The organism is Rhizobium sp. ZK1, assembly GCF_047782645.1.
Lineage (GTDB): Bacteria > Pseudomonadota > Alphaproteobacteria > Rhizobiales > Rhizobiaceae > Rhizobium.
Genome location: NZ_CP180586.1, coordinates 3500685 through 3517650, shown reverse-complemented (window position 1 = coordinate 3517650; position 16966 = coordinate 3500685). Strand labels below are relative to the sequence as shown.

Here is a 16966-nt window from a genome sequence, read left to right as displayed (position 1 = left end):
TGTTGGGTGAGAAAAGGGTTATGCCGCTTTTGCGAAGGGAGACGGCCACAAATGGAGGTGGTGCAGCTGTCGTCGTGTCAAAACAAAAGCTCTTTCACGTCGCAAAAGAACCGTTGTGCCGCAATTCGATTTGCGATTTGTATGGCCACGACGAACAGCTTTTGCCTGAAGGAGATGATGGCGGATGCGGAAATATTCGGTTTTTGCCGTAGCGCGGGAGGCTCTGCGCGGGCACAGGGGCTGGGAAAAGCAGTGGACCTCGCCGGAGCCGCGACCCGAATATGACGTCATCATCATCGGCGGCGGCGGTCACGGGCTGGGCGCGGCCTACTATCTCGCCAAAGAGCATGGCATCACCAATGTGGCGGTGCTGGAAAAGGGCTGGCTCGGCGGCGGCAATACCGGCCGCAACACCACGATCATTCGCTCCAACTATCTCTATGAAGAGAGCATGCATATCTACGAGCACTCGATGAAGCTCTGGGAAGGGCTGTCGCAGGAGCTCAACTATAATGTCATGTATTCGCCGCGTGGCGTCATGATGCTGTCGCACAATGTGCACGACATGCAGAGTTTCAAGCGGCATATCCATGCCAACCGGCTTTACGGTATCGACAATGAATGGTTGGCGCCGGAGCAGGCCAAGGCCTATTGCCCGCCGCTCGATATTTCGGCGACGGCGCGCTATCCGATCAACGGTGCAGCCCTGCAGCGTCGCGGCGGTACGGCACGTCACGATGCCGTTGCCTGGGGTTATGCGCGTGCGGCGTCCGATCGTGGCGTCCACATCATACAGAATTGCGAAGTCACCGGCATCCGCCGCGGTCCGGACGGACGCGTGACCGGTGTCGAGACCAACAGGGGCTTCATCGGCGCAAAGAAGGTCGGCGTTTCGGCCGCCGGTCACACGACAACGGTCATGAAGATGGCGGACGTGCGCGTGCCGCTGCAATCGAGCCCGCTGCAGGCGCTGGTTTCCGAGCCGCTCAAACCGATCTTCCCTTGCGTCGTGATGTCGAACACGGTGCATGCCTATATCTCGCAGTCCGACAAGGGCGAACTCGTCATCGGCGCTGGCACGGATCAGTATAATTCCTACTCCCAGACCGGCGGCCTGCAGATCATCACGCATACGCTGGATGCAATCTGCGAACTCTTCCCGATGTTCCGCCGCGTGAAGATGATGCGCCAATGGGGCGGTATCGTCGACAACACGCCGGATCGTTCGGCCATCCAGTCGAAGACGCCCGTTCCGGGGCTTTACGTCAATTGCGGCTGGGGTACTGGCGGCTTCAAGGCGACGCCGGGTTCGGCCAATCTCTTCGCCCACCTGATCGCCCGCGACGAGCCGCACAAGTTCAATGCCGGGCTGACGCTGGAGCGCTTCCGATCCGGCCGGCTGATCGACGAGGCGGCAGCTGCCGCCGTCGCGCACTGACAGGAGGACGACATGCTGCTGATCTACTGCCCTTACTGTCAGGAAGAGCGCTCCGAGCTCGAGTTCCGTGGAGCCGGTGACGCCCATATCGCTCGGCCGACCAATATCGCTTCGATCTCGGATGAAGCGTTCGAGGAATATTTCTTCCTGCGCGACAATCCGAAAGGCCTGATCTTTGAACGCTGGCGGCACATGCACGGCTGCGGGCGCTTCTTCAACGCGGCGCGCGATACCGTGAGCGACAAGTTCATCATGACCTACAAGGCCGGTGAACCGAAGCCTGACATCGGGACTGCGGCCGAGCCGCATGCGCCGGTCGAAACTTATGAAGCTGTTGAAGGAGAGGCCCAATGAGCGGCGCGAACCGTATTGCCGGCAAGGGCCGGCTGACGCCCGCCAGGACCGCGCGTTTCACCTTCGACGGCAACAGCTATACGGCGCTCGAAGGCGATACTGTTGCCTCAGCCCTGATTGCCCATGGCGTGCACCTTGTCGGCCGGTCGTTCAAATATCATCGCCCGCGCGGCATTCTTTCGGCTGGCGCCGAGGAGCCGAATGCATTGATCGATGTCGCGCGCGACAGCGCCCGCAAGCAGCCGAACGTCAGGGCAACCGTGCAGGAAGTCTTCGACGGCATGATCGTGAAGTCGCAGAACCGCTGGCCGTCGCTTTCCTTCGATATCGGTGCGATCAATAACCTGTTCTCGCCTTTCTTCGCAGCGGGCTTCTACTACAAGACCTTCATGTGGCCTCGGGCCGCGTGGAAACGCGTATACGAGCCGATGATCCGCCGCGCTGCCGGCCTTGGCGTCGCACCCACAGAGGGCGATCCTGACCATTACGCCAGCCGCTACGCTCATTGCGACGTGCTGGTCGCCGGCGCCGGCATTGCCGGGCTTTCTGCAGCACTTGCCGCTGCAGAAGCCGGCGCCAAAGTCATCCTTTGCGACGAGCAGGCGGAAGCCGGCGGGGCGTTGCGTTTCGATGTTGGCGTCAAGGTGGATGGGCTTGACGGCTACGCCTGGGTACAGAAGACCCTTGCGCGGCTGAAGGCCATGGAGAATGTGCAGGTCCTGACCCGCACGACAGCCTTCGGCTACTACAACCACAATTTCGTCGGCCTCGTCGAACGGGTCACGGACCATATTGCTCGTCCCACCCGCGATCTGCCGCGCGAACGGCTGTGGCAGGTCCGCGCCAAGCGCGTTGTGCTTGCGACCGGGGCGATCGAGCGGCACATGGTATTTCCGAATAACGACCGGCCGGGTATCATGCTCGCCTCGGCTGGCCGCATGTATCTCAATCATTATGGAGTCGCGGTCGGCCAGAAGGTCGGTATCTATACCGCGCATGACTCGGCTTACGAGGCTGCCTTTGACCTGAAGCGCGCAGGTGTGTCGATTGCAGCGATCGTTGATATCAGGCAAGCGCCGGGTGCGGCGGTGCTCACTGAGGCTCGTGCGCTCGGTATCGATGTGCTGACCGGCCAGTCGGTCGTCAACACATCGGGCGCGTTGCGCATCTCCTCTATGACGGTGGCGCGCAACGGCGGTGGTTCGCCACGCAAGATCGCCGTCGATGCGCTGCTCGTCTGCGCCGGCTGGACACCCTCTGTACATCTCTTCTCGCAGTCGCGGGGCAAGGTTGCCTTCGATGCGGAGACGCAGCGTTTCCTGCCCGGCACCTACGCGCAGGACTGCCTTTCCGTCGGCGCATGCAACGGGACGGACGGCCTGCAGCAAACCGTCGAGGAATCGCTTGCCGCCGGCGAGCTGATGGCGCGGGCTGTTGGCAGACAGGCGGGCAGCAAGATCGGGATTTCGGTCGAGCAGGCCTTCAACTGGACGGGTGGCATGATCGGTGCGGCCGAAGGTGCCGGGCCGGACACGAATGCCAAGGCCTTCATCGACTTCCAGCACGACGTCTGCGCCAAGGATATCCGCCTTGCTGTGCGCGAGGGCATGCATTCGATCGAGCATATCAAGCGCTTCACGACGAACGGCATGGCGTCCGATCAGGGCAAGCTTTCCAACATGCATGGCTTGGCGATCGCTGCCGAAACACTCGGCAAGGATATTCCGCAGGTGGGTCTCACCACCTTCCGCGCGCCCTATACGCCGGTGACATATGGTGCGTTGATCTCGCATTCGCGTGGGCCGTTGTTTGACCCGACGCGCAAGACGCCCCTGCACGCCTGGGAGGAGGCCAAGGGCGCGATCTTCGAAGATGTCGGCAACTGGAAGCGCGCCTGGTTTTATCCTCGTGCCGGCGAAACGATGCATCAGGCCGTTGCCCGCGAATGCCGGACGGCACGCGACGCTGCCGGTATTTTCGACGCTTCTACCCTCGGCAAGATCGAGGTCGTCGGGCCGGATGCCGCCGAATTCATGAACCTCATGTACACGAATGCCTGGGATACGCTGAAACCAGGTAAGTGCCGCTACGGCATCATGCTGCGCGAGGATGGTTTCGTTTATGATGACGGCGTCGTCGGCCGTCTCTCCGAGGATCGCTTCCATGTGACGACCACGACCGGGGGGGCGCCGCGTGTTCTCAACCATATGGAAGACTACCTGCAGACGGAATTCCCGCATCTGAAGGTATGGCTGACCTCGGTGACCGAGCAATGGGCCGTGATCGCCGTGCAGGGGCCGAAGGCGCGCGACATCGTAGCGCCGCTGGTCGAGGGTCTCGATATTTCCAATGAAGCCTTCCCGCATATGAGTGTTGCGGAATGCAATGTAGCCGGCGTTCCGGCGCGGCTCTTCCGTGTCTCCTTCACCGGCGAGACGGGCTTCGAAATCAACGTGCCTGCCGACTACGGCCAGTCGGTGCTGGAGGCCGTGTGGGCCAATGCCGAGCCGCTCGGCGCCTGCGTCTACGGCACGGAGACCATGCATGTGCTGCGTGCCGAAAAGGGCTACATCATTGTTGGCCAGGATACGGATGGCACCGTGACGCCCGACGATGCGGGACTTTCCTGGGCTGTTTCCAAGAAGAAGGCGGACTTCGTCGGTATCCGCGGCCTGAAGCGCCCGGACCTTGTGAAGGAAGGTCGCAAGCAGCTCGTTGGTCTTGCCACCAAGGATGAGAAGCTGGTGCTCGAAGAGGGGGCGCAGATCGTTGCCAACCCGAACCAGCCGAAGCCGATGACGATGCTCGGTCATGTGACCTCGGCCTACTGGTCGGAAAATTGTGGCCGCTCCATCGCCTTTGCATTGGTTGAAGGCGGGCGCAACCTCATGGGCGAGACGCTCTATGTGCCTATGCCGGATCGGACAATTCCGGTCGAGGTGACGGATCTGGTGTTCTTTGACAAGGAAGGAGGCCGTATCCATGGCTGAGGTCGCAATTCGCAAACCGGCGCTTTCCGGTCTCCTTGCCGGTTCGGCGACGGTGCGCGTGACGGTGGCGCCAGTCGCCAGCCGTCTTTCGCTGCGCGCGCCGGGTGAATCCGTATCGGCACTCTCCTCCGCTTTGGGAGTGGCTTTGCCGACTGCACCCAAGACGTCTGGTCGCGCTGCGGGGCGCTCGGTACTTTGGCTTGGACCGGATGAATGGCTCGTGATCGACGAGGCCGGCTCGGACCTGCCTGCACTTCTCACTGGTGCCGACGCTCTTCATTCGGCAGTTGACGTGTCCCATCGCAATGTCGGTATCATCGTCTCGGGACCTGGCGCAGGGGTAACCCTATCCGCTGGTTGCCCGCAGGACCTCTCGCTCGAAGTCTTTCCGGTGGGCGCCTGCTCGCGGACGATCTTCGGCAAGGCCGAGATCGTGCTCTTTCGAACCGAGGACGATACGTTCCGGGTGGAATGCTGGCGGTCGTTTTCGGATTATGTTTTCGGGCTGCTGGCAGAGGGTGCCGAGGATGCGGGGCACTAAGCTCCGCAGCTTGCCTTAAGCGTCTTCCGGTCGATCCTTTGGGTCGAACTGGATGATCGTGATCCAGCGGGCGGTGAGCGCCGGCTTCTTTTCGTTCTCGATTTCGATCGAGATGTCATAGGTTGTCATCAGCATGCCGGCGCCCCTGAAGCGGGCATCCGAAAGCACGAAGTGGCCGCGGATGCGGGTGCCGCTTTTGACCGGTGACATGAAGCGGATTTTGTCGAAGCCGTAATTGATGCCCATGGTCTGCTCGCGCACCTTGGGCAAGCAGTTGTAGTTCATCGTCGAAAGCAAAGAGAGCGTCAGGAAACCATGGGCGATGGTGCCGCCGAAAGGGCTTTCGGCTGCTGCGCGAACAGGATCGACGTGAATGAACTGATGGTCGCCGGTTGCCCCGGCAAAGGCATCAATCATCTTCTGATCGACGAGTATCCAGTCAGATAATCCTGTTTCCGTGCCAACCAGCTCCCGGACATCCGAGAGCGAAATTTCCGTGACCATGCATTCCTCGTAAAAAGCCGCAGTCGCAAGCCTTATCGCGCATTCATGACGATTGCGACAACGATTCTCGCAGGCCGGTGACGTGGATCAATTTTCCACGAAAAAGGCGACTGAACGCGGTTCCACCATGACACGGGCAGCGACGTTTCGCGTCTCGCCGGGCAGAAGCTGGCGCCAGTTTGCTTCGCCGGCTGAGAGAAGAGTGAATAGCTGATGCTGCTCGGAGCGATTAAACAGGACGGCGAGGCGGGTCTGCTTGCGGGAAGAACGATCGCGGGTCGCAAGTATCATGCCGAGGGTGGAGAGCGGGGGCGTTTCCCATTCGCCTGTTGTCATCGGTTCACCGGAAGGAGATATCCATTCCACATCACCATTGCCAGAGAAGAAGGTCAGATCGGAGAATACCGAGAAGCGGCGACGAAGCGTAGCGACGAAGGCGGTATGGGCGATCAGGTCTTCGTCCAGCAGCTTCCAATCGACCCAAGTGATTTCATTGTCCTGGCAATAGGCATTGTTGTTGCCATGCTGTGTGCGTCCGCCTTCATCGCCCGCCGTGAGCATAATGCTGCCGCGGCTGGCAAAGAGCGTAGAGATGAGCGCCATGACATCGGCCTTGCGGCGCTCGCGGATCACGGGATAGGCGGTCTCGCCTTCGACGCCGTTATTCCACGAATGGTTCTCGTTGTGACCGTCGCGATTGTTCTCGCCGTTCGCCTCATTGTGCTTGCCGCTGTAGGAGACGAGATCCATGAGCGTGAAGCCGTCATGGGCCGCGAGGAAATTGACGCTGCGGGTCGCTGTTCCGCCATTGGCTGAGAAGATGTTCGACGAGCCGGCCAGCACGGTTGCGAGCGAACCTGTCTTCCAGCCATCGCCGCGCCAATAGCATCTGACGTCATCGCGGGCGCGGTCATTCCATTCCAGGAAGGGCGCCGGGAAATTGCCGAGCTGATAGCCGCTTGGGCCGATATCCCAGGGTTCGGCGATCATGATGCGATCGGTGAGCAGATCGTCGGTGAGGATCGCGGCCAGCGTGCCATTCCGCTCAAAGCCGTTTTCTGTGCGGCCGAGAATGGGGGCAAGGTCGAAGCGGAAACCGTCGACACCGGCATTGCGCACGAAATGGCGCAGGCTGTCGATGATGAGCTGTTGAACATAGGGATGATCGCAGGCAACCGTATTGCCGGTGCCGGTGTCGTTGACGAGCACAGACGGCCGGTCCGGCGCATGACGGTAGTAGCTGAGATTGTCGATGCCGCGCAGCGACAGCGTTGCGCCGTAGCGGTCGCTCTCGCCTGTATGGTTGAAGACGAGGTCGAGAATGACGGCAATGCCTTCCTCATGCAGTCTAGCCACCGTGTCGCTGAGCTCTGCAATACCGCCCGGCACGATGCGCGGATCGAGTGCCATGAACGCAACAGGATTGTAGCCCCAGCCGTTCGTCAGTCCGAGTGGCGGCAGATGCCGCTCGTCGATCCAGGCGGTGATCGGCATCAGCTCGACGGCATCGACGCCAATGCGCTTCAGGTGAGCGATAACGGAGGGATGGGCAAGAGCGGCGACCGTGCCGCGCTGAACTTCCGGCACTTCCGGATGCAGGACGGTGAAGGGCTTGACCGCCACCTCATAAATAAAGCCGCCCGGTTTAAAGAACGGCTTTCGGATTTTGACGGGCGCGTCTTTGGTAACGACCGACTTAGGCATCAGATGTTGCGTATCCTCGCCGAAAATGCCGAGGCGCGGATCGTAATGGAAGGGCCGGTCCACCGCCTTGGCATAGGGATCGATCAGCAGTTTCGAAGGGTCGAACCAGAGGCCGTTATCCGGGGCGTAGATGCCGTCCGCGCGGTAGCCATAGCGGGCGCCCTCCTTCACACTGTCGGCGAAAAGACGGAAGACATGGCCGCTGTCGCGAGCCATGGGGAGCCTTGCATATTCCTTGTCGTCATCATCGAAGAGGCAGAGATCGATCTGCGCTGCATGATGCGACCAAACAGAAAATTCAACGCCCGTTTCGAAGACGATGGCGCCGCCCTGCACGGAACTGTTGCCCCCCATATGCCCCCCGGATCAGGTGATCACGGTCGGCTCGTTGCGGCCCGTGCGCTCACGAATGTTAGCGATGCTTTCGGCGGCTGCGATCAGATCTGCGAGCGCTTCCTGCGTTTCGATATTATGGCGAGTCGAATCCGGCTCGTAGCACTCGATATAAACGCGCAAGGTTGCGCCAGACGTGCCGGTGCCGGAAAGACGGAAGACAACGCGGGAGCCGCCCTGGAAGAGGACGCGGATACCCTGATGTTCGCTGACCGACTTGTCGACCGGATCGTGATAGGCGAAATCGTCGGCCTTCTCGACGGTCAGATCGCCGAAGGTCTTGCCAGGCAGGGTGGAAAGCTGGCTGCGCAGATTATCGACAAGGCCGTTTGCAGCATCGCTGTCGACGCCTTCGTAGTCATGGCGGGAATAGTAGTTGCGGCCGTAGGTCTGCCAGTGCTGGGTGACGATGTCCTGCACGCTTTCGCCGCGCACGGCCAAAACGTTTAGCCACAGCAATACAGCCCAGAGCCCGTCCTTCTCGCGGACATGACTGGAGCCGGTGCCGGCGCTTTCTTCACCGCAGATCGTCGCCATGCCGGCGTCGAGCAGATTGCCGAAGAATTTCCAGCCGGTCGGCGTTTCGTAGATGCCGATGCCGCGTTTTTCGGCGACGCGGTCGGCCGCGCCCGATGTCGGCATGGAGCGGGCAATGCCGGCGAGACCGCCGGAATAGCCCGGCGCCAGGTTGGCATTGGCGGCGAGGATAGCAAGGCTGTCGGACGGGGTTACGAAAATGCCCCGGCCGATGATGAGGTTGCGGTCGCCGTCGCCGTCGGATGCGGCGCCGAAATCGGGCGCATCCTCACCCATCATCTCGTCATAGAGTTCCTTGGCATGAACGAGGTTCGGGTCCGGGTGATGGCCGCCGAAATCCGGAAGCGGCATGAAGTTGCGCACGGAACCCGACGGAGCACCAAGACGATTCTCGAAGATTTCCTTGGCGTAAGGGCCGGTAACGGCGCTCATGGCGTCGAAGGCGATGCGGAAGCCGAGGCTGATCAGATTGCGGATCGCGCCGAAATCGAAGAGCTCTTCCATCAGCGCGGCATAGTCCTCGACCGGGTCGATGACCGAGAGGATCATGCCGCCGGGCAGCTCTTCCTTGCCGATGCGGTCGATATTGACGTCGGCGAAGTCGGCGATCTTGTAGCTTTCGATCACCTTGGAGCGGGCGAAGATCGCGTCCGTGATCTTTTCCGGTGCCGGACCGCCATTGTTGACATTGTACTTGATGCCGAAGTCTTCTGTCGGGCCGCCTGGGTTGTGGCTCGCCGAGAGAATGATGCCGCCGAAGGCCTTGTACTTGCGGATGATGTGGGAGGCTGCGGGTGTCGAAAGAATGCCGCCCTTGCCCACCATGACCTTGCCGAAACCATTTGCGGCGGCCATCTTGATCGCCTTCTGGATGACTTCGCGGTTGTAGTAGCGTCCGTCGCCGCCGATGACCAGGCACTTGCCCTGATAGCCTTCCAGCGAATCGAAGATCGACTGGATGAAGTTCTCAGCATAGTTCGGTTGCTGGAAGACGGGAACCTTCTTGCGTAGACCTGAAGTGCCGGGTTTCTGGTCCTGATAGGGCGTGGTGGGAACGGACTTGATCATTTTAGTTCACATGCCTTTCGAGACGAGGCTTGAATACAGGGCAACATAACGTTCGGCGCTCTTCTCCCAAGAGACATCCGACTTCATGCCCTGCTTTTGCAATTGGGTCCAGACTTTTTGATCCGCGTAGAGGTGCATGGCGCGGCGCAGTGCCTGCAGCATGCTTTCTTCGTTTACAGGTGCAAATTGTATGCCTGTCGCCACCTTTGCTGCAAGTGCGGCATGATTGGCATCGATTACGGTATCGTTGAGACCGCCGGTGCGCGCCACGATCGGCACGCAGCCGTAGCGCAGGCCATAGAGCTGAGTGAGGCCGCAGGGTTCGAAGCGCGAGGGGATGATGATCGCGTCGCAGCCGGCTTGCATGAGATGCGACATCGGCTCGTTATAACCGATGGAAACGCCGATGCGACCGGGATTGCGGTGGGCGGCAGCCAGCAGCGCGCCTTCGAGGGCCGCTTCGCCGGATCCGAGAACGACGAGTTTGCCGCCGAAGGCGGCAATCTTGTCGGCAGCGCTTGCGACGAGATCCATGCCTTTTTGCCAGGTCAGGCGGCTGATGACGCAGAATATCGGCGCGTCGTCATGGTCAAGATGGAAGAACTCCTCGATCGACCTGCGGTTTTCGACGCGGTTTTTCAGCGTCGTCGGGCCGTAGTGGGTGTGGACGACCGGATCGGTCGCCGGATTCCAGATATCGGCGTCGATGCCGTTGACAATGCCATGCAGTACGTCACGACGGCTGGCGATGACGCCTTCCAGGCCCATCCCGAATTCCGGAGTCAGGATTTCGTCGGCATAGGAGGGGCTGACTGTGGTGATGGCCGTGGCGGTCTGCAGGCCACCCTTCAGGAAGCCGACCGTGCCGTAATATTCGATGCTTTCGGTAGCGAAAGCGTGGGGCGGCAGACGAAGGTGTGGGAAGATATCGGCGCCGAACTGGCCCTGGAAGGCGATGTTGTGGATCGTCAGAATGCTCGGCAGTTCTGGCGTCGGATAATAGCGCATGTAGACCGGCACCATGGCGGCTTGCCAATCGTGCGCATGCACGAGATCCGGCCGCCATCCAGGCAGCAGGCCTGCAGCGATCTCGGAACCCGCCAGCGAAAGGGCTGCGAAGCGGCGCCAGTTATCGGGGTGATCCTTGCCGTTTGCATCGAGATAGGGGCCGCCGGGACGGTCGTAATAGGCAGGAGCATCGAGGACGAGAATATCGAGACCCTGATGCTGGGCCTCGATCACGCGTGCCGGCTGGCCCAGAAGATCGGAAAATTCCAGTCTGACGGCCGGATTTTGCAAGAGTTTCATGACGCCGGGATAGCCGGGCATGAGCGTCTTGGTTTCGATGCCAAAGGATTTGAGGGCTATCGGCAGGGCGCCTGCCACATCGGCAAGGCCCCCTGTCTTGATCAGGGGGAAGACTTCGGACGAAACCGAAAGAACTTTCATAAGTCAGATATCCAGCTTGTCGATCATCGGTTGCGTGATCAGGCAAATGCCGCTTTCCGTCCGTCGGAAGCGCCGTGCATCGAGTTCCGGATCCTCGCCGACGACGAGACCTTCCGGAATGACGACACCATGGTCGATCACAACATCCTTGAGTTGCGCGCGCCGGCCGATCTTCACATTGGGCAGGATGACCGCTCCATCCAGTTTGGAGAAGGAATTGGCCCGTACGCCGGTGAAAAGAAGGCTCCGGTTGAGGCTTGCGCCTGAAATGATGCAGTCGCCTGCAACGACGGACGACGTTGCCGAACCGCGGCGGTCTTCGTCGTCATGGACGAATTTCGCCGGTGGCGTGATTTCGGCGTAGGTCCAGATCGGCCAGGACTTGTCGTAGATATCGAGGGCCGGAACGATCGCCGTCAGGTCGATATTGGCCTGCCAATAGGCGTCGATCGTACCGACGTCGCGCCAGTAGGGCTCGTGTTCGAAATCCGAGCGGACGCAGGACTTGGCGAAGCGGTGGGCGACCGCCTTACCATGCTCGACGATATAGGGGATGATATCCTTGCCGAAGTCGCGGCTCGAGGTTGGATCGGCGGCATCGCGGCGCAACGCCTCAAGGAGGAACTTCGTGCGGAAGACATAGATGCCCATGGAGGCGAGAGCGAAATCCGGCTTGTCCGGAATGCCTGGAGGATCGGCCGGCTTTTCTATGAAGGCGAAAATCTCGTCCTTGTCGTTGACATGCATGACGCCGAAACCGACCGCTTCCATACGGGGCACTTCCAGGCAGCCGATCGTCACGTCGGCGCCAGAATCGACATGCTGCTGGAGCATGTATTCGTAGTCCATCTTGTACACATGGTCGCCGGCGAGGATGACCATGTATTCGACGCCGTAATCCTCGATGATATCGATGTTCTGATAGACGGCATCGGCAGTGCCTTCATACCACTGCGTTTCGGAAACGCGTTGCGATGCCGGCAGAATGTCGAAGCTTTCGTTGCGTTCCGGACGGAAGAAGTTCCAACCGCGCTGCATGTGGCGGATCAGCGAATGCGCCTTGTATTGCGTGGCGACACCGATGCGGCGGATGCCGGAATTCAAGGCATTGGACAATGCGAAATCGATGATGCGCGCCTTGCCGCCGAAATAGACGGCCGGTTTGGCGCGCCGGTCAGTCAGCTCCTTGAGGCGGCTTCCCCTGCCGCCGGCGAGAACATAGGCCATTGCATCGCGGGCAAGTGGCTGAATGCGTCTTTCTACCATTTTCTCCTCCCACCAGTCACTAATTCTCGGGTTCAAGCATGATCGTCGCCAGTGGCGGCAGGGTTATCGAGCAGCTTATCTCGCCGCCGGCATCGACGGCCTGCACGCGCCCGCCATTGCCTTTTCCGCTACCGCCATAGATGTCGGCATCGGTATTGAGGATTTCCCGCCAGCGTCCCGACGAAGGCAGCCGGATCGAGTAATTCTCGCGATAGACAGGCGTAAAGTTGCTGATGACGGCAACCGGCTTCTGACCGGGCGCCTTGCGCAGCCAGGCGAAGACTGAGTTCTCGTAGTCGTCGGCGATCAGCCATTCGAAACCGTCGCCTTCGCAGTCGCGCGCATGGAGCGCTGCCTTGCTGCGGTAGGTGAAGTTGAGGTCGCGCACCAGGCGGCGCATGCCTTCGTGCATCCGATACTGGAGGAGGTTCCAGTCGAGCGACTTGTTTTCGCTCCATTCAGCCCATTGGGCAAATTCCTGTCCCATGAAGAGCAGTTTCTTGCCGGGATAGCCCCACATGAAAGCGTAGTAGGCGCGCAGATTGGCGAATTTCTGCCAGTCGTCGCCCGGCATCTTGGCGATCAGCGAACCCTTGCCGTGCACGACTTCGTCATGGGACAGCGGCAGGACGAAATTTTCCGAATAGGCGTAGAGCAGCCCGAAGGTCAGTTCGTTATGGTGATGCTTGCGGTGCACCGGTTCGCGGCTCATGTAGCTCAGCGTGTCGTGCATGAAGCCCATGTTCCATTTGAAACCGAAGCCGAGGCCGCCTTCATGAACCGGTTGGGAAACCTTCGGCCAGGAGGTCGATTCCTCGGCGATGGTCATGACGCCAGGATGCTCGCCATAGATTCGGGTGTTGAGGTTCTGCAGGAAGCGGACGGCTTCGAGATTTTCGTTGCCGCCATATTCGTTCGGGATCCATTCGCCGTGCTTGCGCGAATAGTCGAGATAGAGCATCGAGGCGACCGCATCGACGCGCAGGCCATCGAGATGGAATTTCTCGGCCCAGTAGAGTGCGTTGTTGACAAGGTAGGACACGACTTCCGTGCGGCCGAAATTATAGATCGCCGTGTTCCAGTCCGGGTGGAAGCCCTTTCGCGGGTCGGCATGTTCGTAAAGTGCTGTGCCGTCGAACCAGCCGAGGCCGTGCTCATCAGTCGGGAAATGCGCCGGCACCCAGTCGAGAATGACGCCGAGGCCGACCTTGTGACAGCCATTGACAAAACGGGCGAAGCCCTCCGGCTCGCCGAAGCGGGCGGTCGGGGCATAGAGGCCGGTCGTCTGGTAGCCCCAGGAGGGGTCGTAGGGGTGCTCGGTGATCGGCAGGAATTCGATATGGGTGAAGCCCATATCGACGCAGTAGGGGATGAGGCTCGAGGCAAGCTCATCCCAAGACAGCATGGAACCGTCCTGGCGACGCTGCCAGGAGCCGGCATGAACCTCATAGATGCTGATCGGCTGGCGGCGCTTGTCGGTTTCGCGCCAATGCTTCAGATGCGGCTCGTCCTGCCATTCCTGTAAAAGCTCGGCGGCCGTCACGGAAGCCGTCTTCGGGCGCAGTTCGCTGCGGCGGGCAAAGGGATCGGCCTTCAGCGGCAACAGCACGCCGTCGTGACCGCGGATCTCGAATTTGTAGGGAACACCGAGCGGCACGTCGGGGGCGAAGATTTCCCAGATGCCGCTGTCGGACCGGAAGCGCATGACGTGGCGGCGACCATCCCAATTGTTGAAATCACCGACGACGGAGACGCGCTGCGCATTCGGCGCCCATACGGCGAAGTGGATGCCGGTTGCACCCTCGTGCTTGATGCGATGGGCGCCCATCTTGTCGAAAAGCCGCAGATGCGAACCCTGACGGGCGTAATAATCGTCCATCGGGCCGAGCACCGGGCCGAAGCTGTAAGGGTCGGTCACGGCCCATTCGGCGTCGGCGCGCCGGGCACGATAGCGCACCGGCTGGAATTTGGTGATGGAAACCTGGCCGCCGAAGAGGCCGTCCGGATGGAGCTGGTGGAGATCGCCGATCGGTGTCCCATCCAGCGTCATTGCGGTGACGGCTTCCGCACCCGAAATGAAGCACCTGGCGATGAAGGCCTCGCCGGCCTGGTGTACGCCCAGGACGGCAAAAGGATTGGCCTGCGAGCCACTGAGGATTGCCGCGATCTCGTCTGCCGAAATTTCCCAGGGAAGCTTCACTTCAGGGGCGGCTTTCGGCGGCTTCATCAAGCTCTCCAGATCTCGTCGGCATACTGTCGGATCGTGCGGTCGGAAGAGAACCAGCCCATCCGCGCCGTATTATTGATCGTCTTCTCATACCAGGAGGACTGGTTGGTCCAGATCTGATCGACCTCACGCTGGGCGGCGGCATAGGCGTCGAAATCGCCGGCGACCATGAACCAGTCGTGAGAATAGATGCCGTCGATAAGGCCGGTATAGCGGTTGCGATCGTCAGGAGAGAAGACACCCGAGCTGATGGCGGCCAGCGCCTGGGATAGCTCCCGCGAACCCTCGATGATCGCACGTGGATTATGGCCCTCGCTGCGGATCTTGGCGACTTCATCGGCCTGGAGCCCGAAGATGACGATATTGTCTTCGCCGACATTGTCGCGCATTTCGACATTGGCGCCGTCGAGCGTGCCGATCGTCAGTGCGCCATTCAGGCCGAACTTCATGTTGCCGGTACCCGACGCTTCCATGCCTGCCGTCGAGATCTGCTCGGATAGGTCGGCGGCCGGAACCATGACTTCCGCTAGCGAGACATTGTAGTTCGGCACGAAGACGACCTTCAGCAGGCCGCGGACCGATGGGTCGTTGTTGATGGTGCGCGCAACGTCGTTGATGAGCTTGATGATGAGCTTGGCATTGTAGTAGCTCGGCGCCGCTTTGCCGGCGAAGAGCTTGACACGCGGTACCCAGTCCAGCTCCGGGTGCGAGCGGATCTGGTCGTAAAGCGCCACGGCTTCGATGATGTTCAGGAGTTGGCGCTTGTATTCGTGGATGCGCTTGATCTGGATGTCGAACATGGCCGACGGATCGAGCTTCACGCCCATGCGGCTGGCGACGAGATTGGAAAGCGCCACTTTGTTCGTGCGCTTCACAGCAGCGAATTTCTGCTGGAAGCTCGGGTCGGTAGCGAACTTGTCGAGCGCCCTCAGCTTCTCGGCGTCGTCGAGGAATTCATCGCCGATCGCTTCGCGCACCAGGCTGGTCAGGCCGGGGTTGCACTGCTGCAGCCAGCGGCGCGGCGTGATGCCGTTGGTCTTGTTGTTGATGCGATCAGGGTAGAGCTTGTGCAGGTCTGCGAAGACCGTGACCTTCATCAGGTCCGTGTGCAGTGCCGAGACGCCGTTGATCGAATGCGAGCCGACAAAGGCGAGGTTGCCCATGCGCACGCGGCGGTCGCCGCTTTCATCGATCAGCGAGATCGAGCGGATTTCCGTATCGGAGAAATTGCGGCTCTTGCGCGCCTCGATCAGGATCTTGGCGTTGATCGCATAGATGATCTGCATATGGCGCGGCAACAGGCGCTCGAACAGCGGAACCGGCCAGCTTTCCAGCGCTTCGGGAAGAAGCGTGTGGTTTGTGTAGGAGAACGTACGACGGGTGATATCCCAGGCCGTATCGAAATCCAGGCCGTGCACGTCACAGAGAAGTCGCGTCAGTTCGGCGACTGAAACGGCCGGATGGGTGTCGTTGAGCTGGATCGCCACCTTGTCCGGCAGCGAGGTAAAGTCGTCATACTGCTGCAGGTGACGGCGCAGGATGTCCTGCAGCGAGGCGGACGAGAAGAAATATTCCTGGCGCAGGCGCAGTTCCTGGCCGGCAGGCGTTGCATCCGCCGGATAGAGAACGCGCGTCAGGCTTTCAGCCCTGTTGCTCTCGCGCAGAGCGCCGATATGGTCGCCGGCATTGAAGGCGTCGAGCAGGATCGGATCGATCGGCTGGGCCGACCACAGGCGAAGCGTATTGACGCGCTTGCCGCGCCAGCCGACGACCGGCGTATCGAAGGCGGCGGCGATGACGCGCTCGGCGGGCTTCCAGACGTAACGCGGTTGCTCATCATGGCCGCTGATGACCTCGATCGAGCCGCCAAAGCCGATTTCATAGGCGCTCTCGCGGCGCTCAAATTCCCAGGGATTGCCGTGCGCAAGCCAGTTTTCCGGCAGTTCGACCTGCCAGCCATCTGCCATCTGCTGCCGGAAGAGGCCGTGGACGTAGCGGATGCCATAGCCATAGGCCGGGACATCGACAGTTGCCATCGACTCCATGAAACAGGCTGCGAGACGGCCGAGACCGCCGTTGCCGAGGGCAGCATCCGGTTCGAGGCCGGCAATGACGTTGATATCGACGCCGAGCGAAGCGAGCGCATCGCTCACCTCTTCCATGAGGTTGAGGTTGGATACGGCATCGCGCATCAGGCGGCCGATCAGGAATTCGAGAGACATGTAATAGACGCGCTTGGCGCCGGTTTCGTAAACCTTGCGGGTGGACTCCATCCACTTGTCGATGATGCGGTCACGCACGACAAGAATGGTTGCCGTCAGCCAGTCATGCGGCTTGGCGACCTTGGCGTCCTTTCCGATACGGTAGGTCAGGCGCTCGATGATTTCCTCAGCCAGGATTTCCGGCCGGGAACTGCGCGGAGCGGGGGCGGGAATGATCGGCTTCGAAACAGTATTCATGGTCAGGTCTCGCCAATTTTTATTTGGTTACAGTAT

General features: G+C 60.6%; 11 protein-coding genes. 4 read left to right on the top strand and 7 right to left on the bottom strand.

Going from position 1 to position 16966, the window contains the following annotated elements; translation table 11 throughout:
- Nucleotides 1-184: 184 nt before the first annotated feature.
- The 4 genes from ACK9YZ_RS17890 to ACK9YZ_RS17875 are packed head-to-tail and all read left to right on the top strand — an operon-like array spanning nt 185 to nt 5323.
- Nucleotides 185-1438 (top strand): sarcosine oxidase subunit beta family protein, encoded by a 1254-nt coding sequence (locus ACK9YZ_RS17890; protein ID WP_416064703.1) that lies wholly within the window; start codon nt 185-187, stop codon nt 1436-1438.
- 12 nt (nt 1439-1450) lie between these two features.
- On the top strand, nt 1451-1792 hold the full coding sequence (locus tag ACK9YZ_RS17885; protein WP_183735305.1) for a sarcosine oxidase subunit delta: 342 nt from the start codon (nt 1451-1453) through the stop codon (nt 1790-1792).
- Nucleotides 1789-4782 carry a sarcosine oxidase subunit alpha gene (locus ACK9YZ_RS17880; protein ID WP_416064702.1) on the top strand — a complete coding sequence of 998 codons (2994 nt, stop codon included), beginning with the start codon at nt 1789-1791 and terminating at the stop codon, nt 4780-4782. Before ACK9YZ_RS17885 ends, ACK9YZ_RS17880 begins: the two co-directional genes overlap by 4 nt.
- The gene (locus ACK9YZ_RS17875) at nt 4775-5323 is read left to right on the top strand and encodes a sarcosine oxidase subunit gamma (RefSeq protein WP_416064701.1); all 549 of its coding nucleotides are present in this window, start codon (nt 4775-4777) and stop codon (nt 5321-5323) included. Before ACK9YZ_RS17880 ends, ACK9YZ_RS17875 begins: the two co-directional genes overlap by 8 nt.
- 15 nt (nt 5324-5338) lie before the next feature.
- Here ACK9YZ_RS17875 and ACK9YZ_RS17870 read toward each other — a convergent pair whose 3' ends face one another.
- The 7 genes from ACK9YZ_RS17870 to ACK9YZ_RS17840 form a co-directional block, all read right to left on the bottom strand.
- Nucleotides 5339-5827, bottom strand: a complete 489-nt coding sequence (locus ACK9YZ_RS17870) for a MaoC family dehydratase (RefSeq protein ID WP_416064700.1) — start codon at nt 5825-5827, stop codon at nt 5339-5341.
- An 87-nt stretch (nt 5828-5914) separates the two neighbouring features.
- Nucleotides 5915-7885, bottom strand: a complete 1971-nt coding sequence (gene glgX / locus ACK9YZ_RS17865; RefSeq protein ID WP_416064699.1) for a glycogen debranching protein GlgX — start codon at nt 7883-7885, stop codon at nt 5915-5917.
- 12 nt (nt 7886-7897) lie between these two features.
- Nucleotides 7898-9529 (bottom strand): alpha-D-glucose phosphate-specific phosphoglucomutase, encoded by a 1632-nt coding sequence (locus ACK9YZ_RS17860; RefSeq protein WP_416064698.1) that lies wholly within the window; start codon nt 9527-9529, stop codon nt 7898-7900.
- 6 nt (nt 9530-9535) lie between these two features.
- Nucleotides 9536-10978: a glycogen synthase GlgA gene (glgA, locus tag ACK9YZ_RS17855; RefSeq protein ID WP_416064697.1), complete on the bottom strand. Its 1443-nt coding sequence runs from the start codon at nt 10976-10978 to the stop codon at nt 9536-9538.
- 3 nt (nt 10979-10981) lie between these two features.
- Complete coding sequence (gene glgC, locus ACK9YZ_RS17850) at nt 10982-12244, bottom strand: glucose-1-phosphate adenylyltransferase (protein WP_183735298.1); 1263 nt, start codon at nt 12242-12244, stop codon at nt 10982-10984.
- 19 nt (nt 12245-12263) lie between these two features.
- A complete protein-coding gene (gene glgB / locus ACK9YZ_RS17845; protein WP_216755918.1) occupies nt 12264-14471 on the bottom strand; it encodes a 1,4-alpha-glucan branching protein GlgB in 2208 nt (735 codons plus the stop codon).
- Nucleotides 14471-16930, bottom strand: coding sequence for a glycogen/starch/alpha-glucan phosphorylase (locus ACK9YZ_RS17840; protein ID WP_416064696.1), 2460 nt, complete (start codon nt 16928-16930; stop codon nt 14471-14473). Before ACK9YZ_RS17840 ends, glgB begins: the two co-directional genes overlap by 1 nt.
- Between the last annotated feature and the right edge of the window lie 36 nt (nt 16931-16966).